The following is a 15,872-nucleotide window of genomic DNA, read 5'->3' as shown; positions in this document are numbered from 1 at the left end:
TTTTAAGGTTATACATTTAGAAGTCTAATTGGACACCGAACATGACCTGTGTAGTGGAAGGATAGTACCGGCGGGTACCTTCCGTACCGTTCAGGTTCACACCCGGAGTCAATCCGTTGGTCTGGTAAGTCGAAGGATCTACGCCATTGAAACCTGTAATGGTAGCAAGATTCTTTCCGGTGACGTAGAGGCGGGCACTGTCCAGCCACTTGTTGTTGATCGGGAAAGTGTAGCTCAGGGTTACCATATCGAGCTTCACATAGTCGCCGCGTTCTATGAAATAGTCGGTCAGCACATTCTTACCTTTCTTAATGGCCGCGTTCTTGGTATATGCCTTTTTCAGCACATTGCTTTGCATACTGGGAATGCCCCAGTAGAAGTCGTGTACATTGAAGAGGTCGAAGCCGAAAGCACCGCGAAGGAAGATGGTTAATCCCCAGTTCTTATACGTCAAGGTATTGGTCATGGAAGCTGTGAATTTGGGAAGTCCGTTACCGGTTACCCGCTTGTCTTCTTCTTTGGCATCGGATATTTTAATCATCTCCGTATTGTCTTTGTTCCATACTACCCAGTCGCCATCGGCATCGATACCGGCATACTTCCAGGTGTAATAATTACCCAGGCGTTGTCCTTCTTCTATGCGTTGCAACTTGCCCGGCTGATTCGGACTTTCCATATTCGCCAGGTCGTAATAATTCTGTCCGGTGAACTCGTTGTTGGAGAACTTGAGGAACTTGTTCTCATTGGTGGCGCCTACCAGATTGACGGTATAGGTGAAATCTTTCATCTTCACAGCCTGGATATTCAGGTCGACTTCGATACCGGTGTTGCGCATGGTACCTACATTGACAAAAGTGGTAGAGAACAAGTAGGGAGGAACGGGTACATTGTAGTCGCCCAGCAAATCTTGTTGCTTACGGTTGTAGTAATTGACCGAACCGCTCAATATTCCTTTGAACAGGCTGAAGTCCACGCCGATGTTCCAGTTTTTACCTTTTTCCCACTTCAGTCCCGGATTAGGATTCTTACCTGCACCCCATACGGTGAAATATTGGCCGTTGTAGTAGTAACTGCCGAAACTACTCATGGTAGACAAGGACAGGTAATTGCCGAAATCCTGATTACCGGTTACACCGTAGTCACCACGTATTTTCAGGTCATCGATCCATGTGATATCTTTCATGAAAGCCTCTTCACTGATACGCCAGCCGGCAGATACGGCGGGGAAGTAACCCCATTTATTGTCATCTCCGAAACGGGAGGAACCTTCGTATCTCAGAGAAGCGGTCATCAGGTAGCGGTTCTTGTAGTCATAACTCAGACGGCCGAAGAACGCAATCAGTTTGGAGTCGCTTTTGTTGGTGCCCATTTCGTTGCGTCCTTCTTCCTTGGCCCATTCACCGGAACCGAGGTTGTTGTACAGAAGTCCGTCGGAAGAGAAATCCTTATTGGCGGCATTCAGACCTGAATTCTGGAAGTATTGATACGAGTAGCCTACCATGGCGCGGGCACGGTGTCCCTTCAATTCCATAGCGTAGTTGCCCAACCATTCAAGACTATGCTGGCGGTATTTGCTGTAAGTGCGGCTGGCTTCTCCTTTATAGTCGTTCTTCATTGCCAGGCGGCTTGTGGAAGGACGGAACCAGTAGTCGAAATTATCCGATTGCTGGTCGGCAAAAGTCAGTTGCGTACTGAGGGAATGAATGGAATGACCCTCTTTGGCGAGTAGGGGAAGTAAGTTTAGCTTTACGGTGGCATCCCAATCCAATAGTTTGGTTTCACCACCGTTTTGTTCCAGTTTCAGTTCTTCTACAGGATTCCATAAGGCTTCCTGTCCGGTGAAGTCAGAGTAAAGATTCGGGTTTTCCGGATCAAACAGTGGGGTAGTGGGGTTGGCATCCATAGCTATCTTGAAGGCATCCCAGGAGGAATTTTCACGGTAAGCGATACGCGGTGCGATATTTATGGAGAAATCTAACAGTCCGTTTTTAGTAGTATGGTTGATAGAGGCGCGTGCACCATACTCTTCGCGACTGGAACGTATATCGATACCGGTCGCATTGCGGTAATCCACACTGACACGGTAATTACTTTGGCTGGTACCGCCGGACAATGTGACGGTGTGCTGATGGGTGAAACCGGTGCGGGTAATCTCGTCAATCCAGTTGGTAGCTCCACCCAGGTCACTGGTCGGATTGTTGGGAACGCGGTATTCGCGGAACTCTTCGGCAGTCAGTTGGTCGAGTTCATGCAGAGGAATACTGGCGGTCAGCATACCATTATAGGTGGCATGGAATTTACCGTCGCGTGATCCCTTCTTGGTGGTGATGACGATTACGCCGTTGCTACCCCGTGTACCGTAGATGGCGGAGGCTGCACCGTCTTTTAGAATATCCATGGAGGCGATATCGTTGGGATTGATATTCGTCAGGTTACCACCGGGAATGCCGTCGATTACGATCAGCGGACCCAATCCGGCAGCACGTGAGGAAATGCCGCGAATCTGGATACTTGCCTGGTTGTTAGGGTCGGCGGCAGCTGTGTTGGTTACGGATACACCGGCCACTTTTCCCTGTATCATCATGGAAGGGTCCAGACTGCTGATATGGAGAAAGTCCTTGCTGGAGATGTGTGATACGGCAGAGGTAAGTTCTTTCTTATCCAGCGTTCCGTATCCGATAACGACTACTTCGTTCAGAGCTTGCACATCGTCTTCCATACGAATATTGATAGTCTTACGCCCGTCTACTTTCACTTCCTGCGTTTTGTAGCTGATGAAGGAGAAGCGTAGGGTACTTGTGGGGCGGACGGTCAGCGAATATTTACCGTCGACATCGGTTATGGCTCCGTTGGTGGTTCCTTTTTCTGCAACAGATACACCGATCAGAGGCTCATTGTTGGTGTCCGTCACTATTCCCGATACTTTGATGGTTGTGTTTTGGGCATTCAGTAATGCAGGGAGCAGGAAGAACATTCCAAGGAGTACATGAAAGTACATTTTCCAAGGATAAATCTTAGTTTTCTTTTTCATGGTACAATGATTTAAATGAGTTAATAGGTTCAATGAATTTTTTCCTTGGGACAAATGTATTTCGGATAGGCGGGAGAAAAAAGCAATGAAGACGGGATATAGAATGATAAAAGGAGAAATGCTTTGATATTCAAATCAATGCATTCCTCCTTTCAACGGAAAATTAAGGTCTGTTTTAGAGCCTTTTTAGAGATATTGCGTGGCTAAATTCCTTTCTTTATTTGCATAATATATTCTTCGAACTCTTCTTTCGGCACAATTGTTTTTCCTTTTACTCGTGCCTTATATACATATATAGTATTAATCGATAGGTTGAGGAACTTAGCAATCCGCTCGTTCTCGGTCACTCCCAAACGAATCAGGGCAAAGATGCGCAACTCTGGTGGCAAGTTGCCTGCCTCATCCAGAATCACCTGGTCTTCCGGGCGGAAGAATTTATTGTATTCCGTCAGGAAATTCGGGAAGAGCTTCAGGAAGGTCTGGTCGAAGGATGAGAACATATTCTCCCGTTCGGACTTTATATCGAACTCCTTATGCGTGATTTGCAGATCATTGAATTGGCGTGCTTTCAATTTACGATCCTGTTTTTTCAGCAGATTCTCTACTTTGTCCAGATAATCGGATTTACCATAAAGAGATTGGAAGATATATTGATCCTTGATCTCGTTGGACTCTTGCAGTTTTCCATTCACTTCTGATATTTCATTGAATTGCTGCTGAATGGATTGTTTGGCCGTTCTCAGCTTTTTCATTTGTTTATAAATGATGGACAGGGTGACTAAAAGTGAGATGACCAGCAGGCTCATTACTGCCAATGATATTGTCACTTCCCTTTTCCGCTCTTCTATCATTGTCAGGCGCTGCTTTTCAATGATGGGGAGTATAGTGTTTATTTCCATCTTACGGTGTCGGGCATTGTAGAAGTTCGTTTCTTCCAGTGCAATCTGAATGTATTTGCTGGCACGCAGAACGTCTCCCTTTCCGTACAGATAACTTGCCAGTTCCTTCTTTGCCGTCGTTTCCCGTGTAGCCGACCGTATATCCTGTATAGCTGATAGTGCCATGTAGTAAATGGCATGTTCAAAATCTCCCATCCCTATGTACATACGTCCCAGCATGGAGTAGATGATTGCTTTTTCATGTGGACAAACGTCGTAATCATTTAGCATTTGCTTGTACATCTGTATTTTCTTCTCATTGTCGCCCACACTGAATTTGAAAGCCTCTATCTTCTGGTGATAGAAGGAATTCTCGGGAGTATAGAGCAGGGCGGAATCGCAATAGAGTGTTATCTTCTGGTTATAGTCCGCATTGAAAGGCGTTCCTTCATTGTAACTACTCATGTCGGAGTATAATCTCATGCATAGTTGATAGTAATCGGACTTGATAGAATCCGTAACATCTCCCACATGAATAGATTTCATCATGTCGTATGCTTCTTTGAATAGTCCGGTGGAAAGATAGCAATAAAGTAAGTTACAATCTGCCTCAGCCGACAGGTTCTTATCAACTAACTGGCGTGATATTTCTTCCGTTTGTATAGCATAAGAGTAAGCTGAATCGTATTGATAAGTGATGTATTCATTGAACAGACGGTTGCAGAGATTATACTTTTCCCGCTGATTCTTGATGTATCGGAATTGCTGTTTTATGTCTTCTAACTTCTTTTCTTTCTGTTGGTAGTAGATTTCACGGTGTTCTATCTCGCTATCAAGGACAGAGAGTATAGAATCCACACGTTCTTTGGCGGACAGTCCAATAATCTGGCATAGGAGCAAGAGGCTGAATAGGTATTTCATAATAGGTATGCGGGTTAAGAAAGTACTGCAAATTTAGGGATTTATTTTAAATATTGCCTGTGAGTAAGAGAAAATAGTCGTTAACTTATTTATAGGAACTGATATTAATTAAGAGCATATCTGTAAAGTTCAGTATAATATCAGAGAATCGAGTGATTTCAGTCTTTCAAAGATTTTGTTGACAGGCAATAAGAGTGTCATTGGGAAAAACATTATCTTTGGGGGCATAAAAGTAAAAGGTATGAACCGTAACTTTATAACAAAAACTATGTACGAATGGGCTAATGAAATGAACTGTGCCGTAACCGTATGTGACACAGAAGGAGTCATCCTTTATATGAATGAGAAAGCATGCTGCACGTTTACCAAACATGGCAATCTGATAGGCAAGAATCTATTTGATTGTCATAACCCGCAATCGCAGGACAAGATACGCGAACTGCTTGAAACGGGAGGTGTCAATGCTTATACCATTGAGAAGAACGGAGTCAGGAAAATGATTTATCAGACGGCATGGAAACAGGATGGTGTGGTGGGAGGCCTGGTAGAGATTTCCATGGAGATACCCGGAGAGATGCCCCACTATGTGAGGAAATGAATCGTAAAATGGAAAGTTGATTATGCATGATGTGTTGCGAAGACACTGAACGAAAAATCATACATATAGATATGGATGCGTTTTACGCATCTGTAGAGCAGCGTGACCATCCGGAGTTGCGTGGGAAACCTGTTGCCGTGGGTTATGCCGAAGAACGTGGTGTAGTGGCGGCTGCCAGTTATGAGGCGCGTCGCTTTGGAGTTCGTTCGGCTATGCCATCTACGAAAGCAAAACGGCTTTGTCCGCAACTTATTTTTGTGCCTGGACGAATGGAGGTGTATAAAGACGTCTCCCGCCAGATACATGAAATTTTCCATGAATATACGGATATCATTGAGCCGCTTTCGTTGGATGAGGCTTTCCTGGATGTGACAGAGAATAAATCCGGCATTCCATTGGCTGTGGACATTGCCAAGGAAATCAAACAGAAGATACGGAAAGAACTTAATCTCGTGGCATCCGCCGGTATATCTTATAATAAGTTTTTGGCAAAGATTGCTTCGGATTATCGCAAGCCGGATGGACTGTGTACCATCCACCCTGACCAGGCACTGGATTTTATAGCCCGTCTTCCCATCGAGAGTTTCTGGGGCGTAGGTCCGGTGACGGCAAAGAAGATGCACTCATTAGGGATTCACAATGGAGAACAGTTGCGAGCCTGTTCACAAGCCATGTTACTGCGTGAGTTCGGAAAAGTCGGTTCATCGTATTATGATTGTGCAAGAGGAATTGACCTCCGTCCGGTGGAGTCGGTGCGTATTCGTAAATCTATCGGTTGTGAACATACATTGGAGAAAGATATCTCGCAACGTTCATCGGTTATCATCGAGTTATATCATACTGCGGTGGAACTGGTTGGGCGTCTGGAGCATAAGGACTTTAAAGGAAATACACTGACGCTGAAAATCAAGTTTCATGATTTCAACCAGATAACCCGTAGTATTACGCAGGCCAAAGAATTAACTACTCTTGATGTGATTCTTCCCTTGGCGAAACAATTGCTGAAAGAAGTGGATTATGAACACCATCCTATCCGCCTGATAGGTCTTTCTGTTTCTAATCCGCGGGAGGAGACAGAGGAGAAGGGCGTTTGGGAACAGTTGAGCTTTGAATTTAGTGATTGGAAATAACCCCTCTTTCCCTGTGATTTATTAATCCGATGTACAAATGGATGATTTTGTACCCAACTACGGATAATCAGATACATTGTTTTGGCGGAACTTGTGTACTTTTGCCTCATCGTATAACAGATAATCTAACTTTTAAATATCATGAAGAAGAACACGCTTTGCCGCATTATCCTTTCTTTCTGCCTGCTTATTGTCACAGGTGTTTCAGCACATGCCTATACCGAACGGAATCTTTTGCAAAAGACTGCCGGTAGTGAAGAACAACTGAAGGAAGTATTGGTGATGAATCAGAAATGGGTACCTTATCCCGCTTATACCGACCGTGCCGGTTGGGACGAATTGCTGGGTGCTGATAAAGAAACGCTTATTCGCGCTGGTGAAAAACAGTTGAATTACGAATGGAAAGTAATCCGCGCCACCGACTATCTGGAATATGAACGCAGTGGCGAACGCAATATCATGCAGAATCCTTATGAAGCCAACCGCAAAGCCATCAATACCCTGATGCTTGCCGAACTTGCCGAAGGAAAAGGACGCTTTATCGACCAACTGGCGAACGGTGTGTTCTTTAGTTGCGAAATGACTTCCTGGGTACTTTCCGCCCATCTGGTACGCCAAAGCACGAAACGCTCTTTACCCGATTACCGGGAACAGGTGATTGACCTCGGTTCCGGCAATTACGGTTCTATGCTCTCGTGGGTATATTATTTCTTCCATCACTCATTCGATAAACTGGACCCTGCGATTTCTTTGCGTCTGCGCCAGACTTTACAGGAACGTATTCTCGACCCCTATATGAATAATGACCGCGAATGGTGGATGGCCTTTCACTGGAAGCCGGGAGAGATTATCAATAACTGGAATCCGTGGTGCAACTCGAATGTGTTGCAATGCTATCTCTTGCTGGAAAACGACCGTGACCGCCTGGCAAAGGCAGTATGGCGCAGTATGCAGTCAGTCGATAAGTTCATCAACTTTGTAAAAGCCGATGGTGCCTGCGAGGAAGGTCCTTCTTATTGGGGACATGCCGCAGGAAAGATGTACGACTATCTTCAGATACTCTTTGACGGTACAGGCGGAAAAGTCTCGCTTTTCGAAGAACCGATGGTGCGCCGGATGGGAGAGTATATCAGCCGTACATATGTAGGCAACGGCTGGGTAGTGAACTTTGCCGACGCTTCCGCTAAGGGCGGAGGTGACGCTCCGTTGATTTACCGCTACGGTCATGCCGTGGGTAGTGATGAAATGATGCAGTTTGCAGCCTATCTTCTGAATGGCAAACGCCCCTCCATACCTGTGGGAAATGATACATTCCGTTCTTTGCAGTCCATTTTGTGGAATGGGGAGTTGGAAAAGACAGTGGCAGCCCACACCATACCTGCCTGTACCTGGTACCCCGAAACGGAATTCTGCTACCTGACAAATAAGTCCGGTTGGTTCCTGGCAACAAAAGGAGGTTTCAACAATGAAAGCCATAACCATAATGACGTGGGCACTTTCTCCTTGTACGTCAATACCATACCGGTGCTGATTGATGCAGGTGTGGGAACATATACGCGTCAGACATTCAGCAAAGACCGTTACACCATCTGGACGATGCAAAGCAACTATCACAATCTGCCGATGATTAACGGTGTGCCGCAAAGTTACGGACAACAATATAAAGCTACGGACGTTGTCTGCCAGCCTAAAAAGCGCTTCTTCTCAGCCGATATAGCTACAGCCTATCCCGAAGAAGCCGGAGTGAACAACTGGACACGTGCGTACTCCCTGGGCGAAAAGCAACTGACCATCACTGATAATTTCTCCCTGAAATCAGCGAAAGCACCTAATCAGGTTAACTTCCTTACCTGGGGGAAAGTGGACATTTCCGTTCTCGGGAAAGTAACTGTCGAAGTGCAGGGACAGAAGGTCACGCTGGAATATCCCCGCGAGTTCACGGCAGACCTTGAAACAATCGAATTGCCGGATACGCGTCTTTCCAATGTCTGGGGTCCCGAAATATACCGCATTACATTGAAAGATAAAGAAGCACGATTAACGGGCAAGTATAAGTTCGTTATCAAATAAATAATCTATATTTGCGTTTTAGAATATAAAAACGCGAAACTATGGGTTGTTTTATGAACTTTTTGTGGCTGATATTCGGAGGCATCCTTACAGCTATTGAATATCTTGTTGCCAGTTTGCTGATGATGATTACCATCATCGGCATTCCGTTTGGCATGCAAACGTTGAAACTTGCCACGCTTGCGCTGTGGCCCTTCGGAAAAACGGTGCGGAGCGGAGAGCGTTCGGGCGGATGCCTCTACGTATTGATGAATGTGCTGTGGATATTTCTGGGTGGCATCTGGATTTGCCTTTCACACTTGGTGTTTGGAGTGATCTTGTGCATTACTATCATTGGTATTCCCTTTGGTTTGCAGCACTTCAAACTGGCGGCATTGGCGTTGACTCCTTTTGGAAAAGATATCGTTGCAGATTAAACAGAAAAGAAAAGGGCAAAGAACCTTTCAGTTCTCCGCCCTCTTTCATTTTATTTAAAGGTGTTGTTTACATGGTAATGTTAGCTTGCTTTGCAAGCAGTTTCTGAAGTTTGCCATTCAAAGCCTGGCACATTGCACCGTTTCCCATTGCTTGATAGCGTTTAATACGGTACTGTAACATAAAGATTTCATTTGCATTCTTTTTCATAATCGTCTTGTTTTGTGCCTTCCGCATTTCGGAAAGCGGGTTTTACATCTTTTTCTTTATCTTATTAACGCTGCAAAGATACGAAATGTTCACGAGAAATATGTTCTATAACATAAAAATGTGCACTTTTTCTTCAGTTATCTCTTAAAAAGCATGGTTTTGCCATCTGTATATTACAAATATATTGCATACCTTTGTAATATCTTATATGAAATGGAAGTTATAAACAGGAATCTACGATGATAAATAAGTTGTTGACACTTTTACATAGCCCTTATCCGGTATTGGTGAAGCGATGGAAAGCGGTGGTAATCCCCTCTTTTATCGTATTCACTATTCTTTTTCTGTTGCAGCCTTTCGGCATCTCTATGATGGAGAGCCATAAGTTTTGGATAGTATTGGGATATAGCATCGTTTCCTCAATGGCGTTGAGCGTATTTGTGTATATGCTTCCGGCTGCACTTCCCCGATACTATGATGAGCAGCACTGGACATTAGGGAAAGAACTGCTGGGAACGTTGGGGGCCTGTCTACTGATTGCGATAGGTAACTGGTTTTATACGGCCTGTTGGTTCGGAGGGAATCTTTTGAGTTGGAGAGGTTTCCTGATCAGTGTAATCTGGGTAGGAATTCTTGCTCCTTTCCCTATTGCGTTTTTCTTGATGTGGAACCGTAATCTGCAACTGACTCGCAACCTGAAAGAAGCTACGGAGATAAACTTCGCCCTTTCTAAAAAGATAAGCCTTCGGAAAGAAAAGAGAGAAGCGGAAGCTGAGGAGGAAGATGATGTTTGCTGTCCGGTGACGGAGAAACCTGCGCATCTGGTCTTTTCCGGTGGAACGAAAGAGATGTTGGAGATACCCGCCGATGCGCTGTTGTATGTGGAAGCGGAGGGAAACTATGTGCGCATTATCTATCGTGTTGAGAACAAAATACAGCAGAGGTTGCTGCGCGCTACGATGAAACAGGCAGAAGAAGCGGTGGAGGCTTGTCCGTTTATCGTCCGTTGCCACCGGGCGTTTCTGGTGAATGTAAGTACGGTGGTGAAAGTGGATGGAAACTCGCAGGGGTACCGCTTACGTTTGGATGGGTGTAAGGATGAAGTTCCTGTTTCCAGAGCTTACTCCAAAGAGGTAAAAACGTTGATAGAAGATACTTCGGAAGGGTAGTCATTCGTCACAGAAAAGAGATAGAAACAGCCATTCGTCACAGATGGAATGCTGTTTGTCACATATCCGGGCTGTTTGTCCCGGATATTTTTTTGCCCCGGAATCTTGGTCTATGTTTGCTGACGGAAATCGTAAAGAACATAGATAAATGAAAAGATTGATTTTACTTTTAGGTATGGGTGCATTGCTGATGACACAGCATTTGGAAGCACAAACGGTGGTGATGGATACTGTCTTTCTGCAAATATACAATGATAGTGTAGATTTGAAAGAAGTGGTGGTTAAAGGGAAAAGAACACCGGTGGCTAACAGCCGTTGGAGCGACATGCATCCTGTGGAACTGGTGACGGTGGGAGGTGCGAACGGAGATTTGTATCATGCATTGCAGACGTTACCCGGTACACAAATACAAGGTGAAAGCGGCAGATTGCTGGTGCGTGGCGGAAGTAGTGACGAAGCGCAAACTTACATTGACGGCATGCATGTCCTGAATCCTTATACTGCTACGGGAATAAATTCACCTGCGCGCGGCCGTTATTCCACTTTTATGTTCAGTGGGGTCAATCTGGAATCGGGCGGTGCTCCTTTGGAATATGGAGAAGCGCTTTCGGCTGTGTTACCTTTGGAGACGAAGGATAAAAGTCCGGTGAATAAGTTGGGCATCAACGCTTCTACGGTAGGTTTCGGCGGCGGAGGCACACGGGCTTTCGATAAAGGTTCCCTTTCCGTGAATCTGGATTATCAGGATTTGTGTGTATATGACCACATTTATTCGGGGCGAATGGACTTTGAAGATCCTTACCGCCTGATGACAGGTTCGGCGCAATTCCGTTATCATCCGGACGATACGACACTTTTTAAAATCTACTTCGGTTATGACCGGACGGACTTTTCCAATTATGAAGGGCAGGAACGGAGACTGTTTGATTTGGGGGAGAATAATTTCTATGTCAATGCTACTTTTCGCAAAAGAACTCCTAAAGGCTGGAATTGGTTTGCCGGAGCGGCATACGGTTTCTTTGAACAGAAAATAGGGAATGTATCGCTTTCCGGTGACGACTGGATGGAACGCCAGCAAGAGCTTCACATAAAGACGAAAGTTTTCAAGCGCCTTACTCCGGCTTTCCGTCTGGATATGGGCTTGGAGAGTTTTATTCGCCGATACGAAAACCATTATCAATATCAGATACAAGAAGCAAGTACAATGGATAGCCGCAATGAGATGAGTCCTACCGTCAGCGCAGCTTTCCTTTCTGTCACCTACTATCCCATAGAGCAACTGAAAGCGGAACTTTCTTTCCGGACGGAATATACTTCATTGAACCGGCGGATGAATTTCTCACCCCGCTTGTCCGTCAATTACTATTTGGGTGATGTGGTGTTTTCTGCTACGGCAGGGAGGTATACGCAATTGCCGATAAATAGATTATTGGCTCAAAGTAAGAATCTGAAATCGGAGGCGTGCATCCAGTATAACTTAGGTGCCCAATTCGGGAGTGAAGGGTGTTTTTATAAAGCGGAAGTTTATTATAAGAAATACGACCACCTGGCATTGATAGAGAAGGGAAACATGAATATGGCAGAGATGGTAACTTCCAATGGATACGGTCATAGCAAGGGGTTCGATTTGTTTTTCAATGACCGTGTGCTGGTGAAGAATCTGGAATACCAGCTTTCTTATACCTATAATATCTCCAAAAGAAAGTTTCAGGAGTACACGGAACTGACTACTCCCCAATATGCCACCCGTCATAACGCATCTGTAGTTCTGAAATACTCCATTCCCCGCATAGGGACGATTGTCGGACTGACAAACCGTTTCAGTAGCGGCCGTCCTTACCATAATCCCGGTTTGCCGGGGCTAATGAACGATGAAGTGAAGCCTTATAACAGCCTTGATCTGGGACTGACTTTCTTACCGAGCAAAAAAGTTATCATCCACGCCTCTGCCACGAATATCCTTTGCCGGAAAAATGAATTCGGTAAGGTGGATAATAAGGCGATATTGGCTTCGAGTGACCATTTCTTCTACATCGGTGTATTTATCACGATAGGCAAGAAAGCGGCTTATGATGTATCTAATTTCTAAATTCAATAAATTAACTCTTTAAAAAACAATGAACATGAAAGCATTTATTATTAGTTTTGTTTGCGTTTTGGCATTTGTTGCTCAAAGTCTGTCTGCACAGAATCTTACTCTGGAAGTACGTGGTATTGAGAAAGTAACCGGGAAACTCTACGTTGCCATTTACAATTCCCCGGAAACATTCATGAAGAAACCGCTTGCCGGGTTTGTGGTCGAGGTAAAAGATAAAGTGATGTCCGTTCCTTGCAAGGGCCTCCCCACAGGCACCTACGCTTTCTCCATGTATCAGGATGAGAACGGGAACGGTAAACTGGATACTGTCGCTTTCGGCATACCTACCGAAAAATTTGGTTTTAGTAACGATGCCGAAGGAGTCATGGGCCCGCCGTCTTACGAGAAATGCAGTTTCACGTTTTCCGCAGACACTACTTTAGTGGTAAATTTAAAGTGAGTTTCCGGATAATTCTTTAACTTTGTAGCTCACACCTTAATATATAAGTATTATGAGACGAGCTACACATCTTTTCGGAATATGCTGGCTGCTTTGCCTGCTTGCTTCCTGTGGAAAATCCCATTTCATAACTGATGAATCCTACCGTTCCCGTGTGGAACAGGACTTGCAGCAAAAGCAGACGATGCTATCGCAAGGAGAACTGTTTACCATATTGGACGATGAGTCGCTGACCACCTATGAGCGGGAAGCTCTGGAGTTTCTCTATGCCTATATGCCGTTGGCAGATATCACGGACTATCCCGGACAGTTCCATCTGATGAATATCCGCACTTCCCGGCGCACGGCGGAGGAAATGCCTTGGGGAAAGACTATTCCCGAAGATTTATTCCGTCACTTCGTGCTTCCGGCACGGGTGAACAATGAGCATCTGGATAGTGCCCGGGTTGTATTCTACGATGAGCTGAAAGACCGTGTGAAGTCTCTTTCCCTATATGATGCCATACTGGAAGTAAATCATTGGTGTCATGAGAAAGCAGTCTATATGCCCTCCGACGCCCGTACCAGTTCGCCGTTGGCAACTGTGCGTACTGCTTACGGTCGTTGTGGAGAAGAATCCACGCTTCTGGTAGCCGCCCTCCGTTCGGTAGGTATTCCGGCACGGCAGGTTTATACGCCGCGTTGGGCGCATACCGATGATAACCATGCCTGGGTGGAAGCTTGGGCGGATGGCAAATGGTATTTCCTGGGTGCCTGTGAGCCGGAACCGGTTTTGAACCTTGGCTGGTTCAATGCCCCTGCCAGTCGCGGCATGTTGATGCACACAAAGGTGTTCGGACGTTATGAAGGAAAAGAAGAAGTGATGTCTGTCACCCCCAACTATACGGAAATCAATGTGATTGATAATTATGCACCTACGGCACAAGCCAAAGTAAAAGTGACGGATGGACAAGGAAATCCCGTTTCCGGTGCACAGGTAGAATTTAAACTCTACAACTATGCGGAATTTTACACGGTAGCAACCAAGCAGACCGATGCTGATGGTACCTGTGCCCTGACAGCCGGAAAAGGAGACATGCTGGTGTGGGCATCCAAAGACGGAAAGTTCGGTTTCGCCAAACTCTCTTTTGGTAAGGACAATGAGTTGACCGTGGCGTTGGATAAAACTCCCGGTGATAACTGTATTATCGACTTTGATGTTGTTCCGCCCACAGAAAGTGCCGACCTGCCTGCCGTTACTGCCGAACAGCGTGCCGAAAACAATCGCCGTCTGGCACATGAAGACTCCATTCGCAATGCCTACGTTGCTACATTCATGTCAGAAGATTCTGCCCGTCGTTTGGCAAAGCAGTATAAGCTGGATGCAGATGTAGTGGCGAAGATTCTGGCTGCTTCCCGTGGCAATCATAAAGTGATTGCAGACTTCATTACCCGTCTGCGTTCTGAGGATTCCAGAAAAGGCGGCATCGACCTGTTGCAACAGATTTCGGCAAAAGATCTTCGTGACGTTAGTTTGGAGGTGTTGATAGAAAATATGCTGTCTCATGTGCGCACAAGTGCTGTGAACTTCCGCAAATATGTACGCAATCCGCGCATAAGTAACGAGATGCTGACTCCATACAAAACTTTCTTTGACAAGGTGATTTCTCAGGAAACAGAGCAGATTTATCTGGAAGAACCTGCCAAACTGATAGCGTGGGTAGCTGAGAATATCCGTGTGGAGAAAGATTGCAATTTGGGTGGCCCGGCCATTTCTCCTGCGGGAGTGTGGAAAGCACGCGTGGCAGACGCTCATAGCCGTGATATTTTCTTTGTAGCTATGGCTCGCAGCATGGGGATGCCTGCACGTATTGACGAAGTGACTGGTAAAGTGCAATTGATAGAAGATACAGGTCTTATTGATGTGAACTTTGAAAAAGCGCTGTCCGAAGGAACACGGTCGCAGAGAGGTAAACTCATTGCCGGATACAAACCCGCCAAGTCATTGGACAATCCGAAATATTATTCTCATTTCACTATATCCAAAGTCACTCCGCAGGGACGTTTGCAATTGCTCGCTTATGAAGAAGGCGATGCGGATATGGGCAGCGGTACCACATGGAGCAGTCTGTTGAAGGAAGGGGCAGCGCTGGATGCCGGAAACTATGTATTGGTCACCGGTACGCGTCTGGCTAGCGGTGCAGTGCTGTCCAATATCACTTTCTTTAGTGTCGAGCCGCAAAAGACAACGAAAATAGACCTGGTGATGCGTGAGAGCAAAGATGAAGTGCAAGTCATCGGAAACTTCAATTCCGAGTCTCTTTTCACCCCGATGGCGGATAAGGGAACATCCTCTTCCAAGCAAAGTCTCTTACAAGCTTGCGGACGTGGCTATTTTGTGGTCGGCATATTAGGCGTCAATCAGGAACCTACCAACCATGCATTACGTGACATAGCCGTGTATAAAGCGGATTTGGAGAAATGGGGACGAAAGATGGTGTTGCTTTTCCCGGATAAGGCTCAGGCCGGAAGATTTGCTAAAGAATCATTCCCCGGTATGCCTTCTACTATTATATATGGTATAGATACGGACGGCGTCGCCAAACAGATAGCCGAAGTCATGAAATTAAAGAATAAGAATAGTTTGCCTATCTTTATTATCGCTGATACCTTCAACCGCGTGGTGTTTGTTTCGCAAGGATATACCATCGGGCTGGGCGAGCAGTTGATGAAAACGGTGAAAGGATTATAAGGGATAAGGAGTTGACGAGGGAACAAGGGGCTGCGCTGTACTTTGTTCCCTTTTTTTGTCAACTGATTCAAATCTGTATAGTAATGAGTCAAATGATGATTTAGCGCAGCCCAAGCCTGAAAGGCTTTTATCTTATAGCCCAGGGCAACGCCCTGGATAATGGATGGCCTCACAATCTTACGC

Annotated in this window: 11 protein-coding genes; 8 read left to right on the top strand and 3 right to left on the bottom strand. The window is 45.6% G+C overall.

What is annotated here, in order from left to right; all coding sequences use genetic code 11:
* Window positions 1-16: 16 nt before the first annotated feature.
* Window positions 17-3,031 (bottom strand): SusC/RagA family TonB-linked outer membrane protein, encoded by a 3,015-nt coding sequence (locus tag BUC01_RS17935; protein WP_073314404.1) that lies wholly within the window; start codon window positions 3,029-3,031, stop codon window positions 17-19.
* 203 nt (window positions 3,032-3,234) lie between these two features.
* Window positions 3,235-4,830: a DUF6377 domain-containing protein gene (locus BUC01_RS17930; RefSeq protein ID WP_244895760.1), complete on the bottom strand. Its 1,596-nt coding sequence runs from the start codon at window positions 4,828-4,830 to the stop codon at window positions 3,235-3,237.
* Between the two features lie 268 nt (window positions 4,831-5,098).
* On the opposite strand from BUC01_RS17930, the gene BUC01_RS17925 reads away from it, so the two are divergent.
* From BUC01_RS17925 to BUC01_RS17910, 4 genes are all read left to right on the top strand, one after another.
* The gene (locus tag BUC01_RS17925; RefSeq protein WP_025835075.1) at window positions 5,099-5,428 is read left to right on the top strand and encodes a PAS domain-containing protein; all 330 of its coding nucleotides are present in this window, start codon (window positions 5,099-5,101) and stop codon (window positions 5,426-5,428) included.
* A gap of 26 nt (window positions 5,429-5,454) precedes the next feature.
* Complete coding sequence (dinB, locus tag BUC01_RS17920) at window positions 5,455-6,558, top strand: DNA polymerase IV (protein WP_025835076.1); 1,104 nt, start codon at window positions 5,455-5,457, stop codon at window positions 6,556-6,558.
* A 141-nt stretch (window positions 6,559-6,699) separates the two neighbouring features.
* Window positions 6,700-8,628: a heparinase II/III family protein gene (locus BUC01_RS17915; protein ID WP_025835077.1), complete on the top strand. Its 1,929-nt coding sequence runs from the start codon at window positions 6,700-6,702 to the stop codon at window positions 8,626-8,628.
* Window positions 8,629-8,669: 41 nt separating this feature from the next.
* Window positions 8,670-9,044, top strand: coding sequence for a YccF domain-containing protein (locus tag BUC01_RS17910; protein ID WP_009128853.1), 375 nt, complete (start codon window positions 8,670-8,672; stop codon window positions 9,042-9,044).
* 67 nt (window positions 9,045-9,111) lie between these two features.
* Here BUC01_RS17910 and BUC01_RS25565 read toward each other — a convergent pair whose 3' ends face one another.
* A complete protein-coding gene (locus tag BUC01_RS25565; RefSeq protein WP_175560898.1) occupies window positions 9,112-9,252 on the bottom strand; it encodes a hypothetical protein in 141 nt (46 codons plus the stop codon).
* Window positions 9,253-9,491: 239 nt separating this feature from the next.
* Between BUC01_RS25565 and BUC01_RS17905 the strand changes: the two genes are divergently transcribed.
* From BUC01_RS17905 to BUC01_RS17890, 4 genes are all read left to right on the top strand, one after another.
* Window positions 9,492-10,421 (top strand): LytTR family DNA-binding domain-containing protein, encoded by a 930-nt coding sequence (locus BUC01_RS17905; protein WP_025835080.1) that lies wholly within the window; start codon window positions 9,492-9,494, stop codon window positions 10,419-10,421.
* A gap of 148 nt (window positions 10,422-10,569) precedes the next feature.
* The gene (locus tag BUC01_RS17900; RefSeq protein ID WP_025835082.1) at window positions 10,570-12,510 is read left to right on the top strand and encodes a TonB-dependent receptor plug domain-containing protein; all 1,941 of its coding nucleotides are present in this window, start codon (window positions 10,570-10,572) and stop codon (window positions 12,508-12,510) included.
* A 34-nt stretch (window positions 12,511-12,544) separates the two neighbouring features.
* Window positions 12,545-12,958, top strand: a complete 414-nt coding sequence (locus BUC01_RS17895) for a DUF2141 domain-containing protein (RefSeq protein ID WP_025835083.1) — start codon at window positions 12,545-12,547, stop codon at window positions 12,956-12,958.
* Between the two features lie 52 nt (window positions 12,959-13,010).
* Window positions 13,011-15,689, top strand: coding sequence for a transglutaminase domain-containing protein (locus BUC01_RS17890; protein WP_025835085.1), 2,679 nt, complete (start codon window positions 13,011-13,013; stop codon window positions 15,687-15,689).
* Window positions 15,690-15,872 lie beyond the last annotated feature (183 nt).

Source organism: Bacteroides stercorirosoris (genome assembly GCF_900142015.1).
Lineage (GTDB): Bacteria > Bacteroidota > Bacteroidia > Bacteroidales > Bacteroidaceae > Bacteroides > Bacteroides stercorirosoris.
Note: the sequence above shows the minus strand (reverse complement) of the source record. Positions and strands in the feature narration are given on the sequence as shown.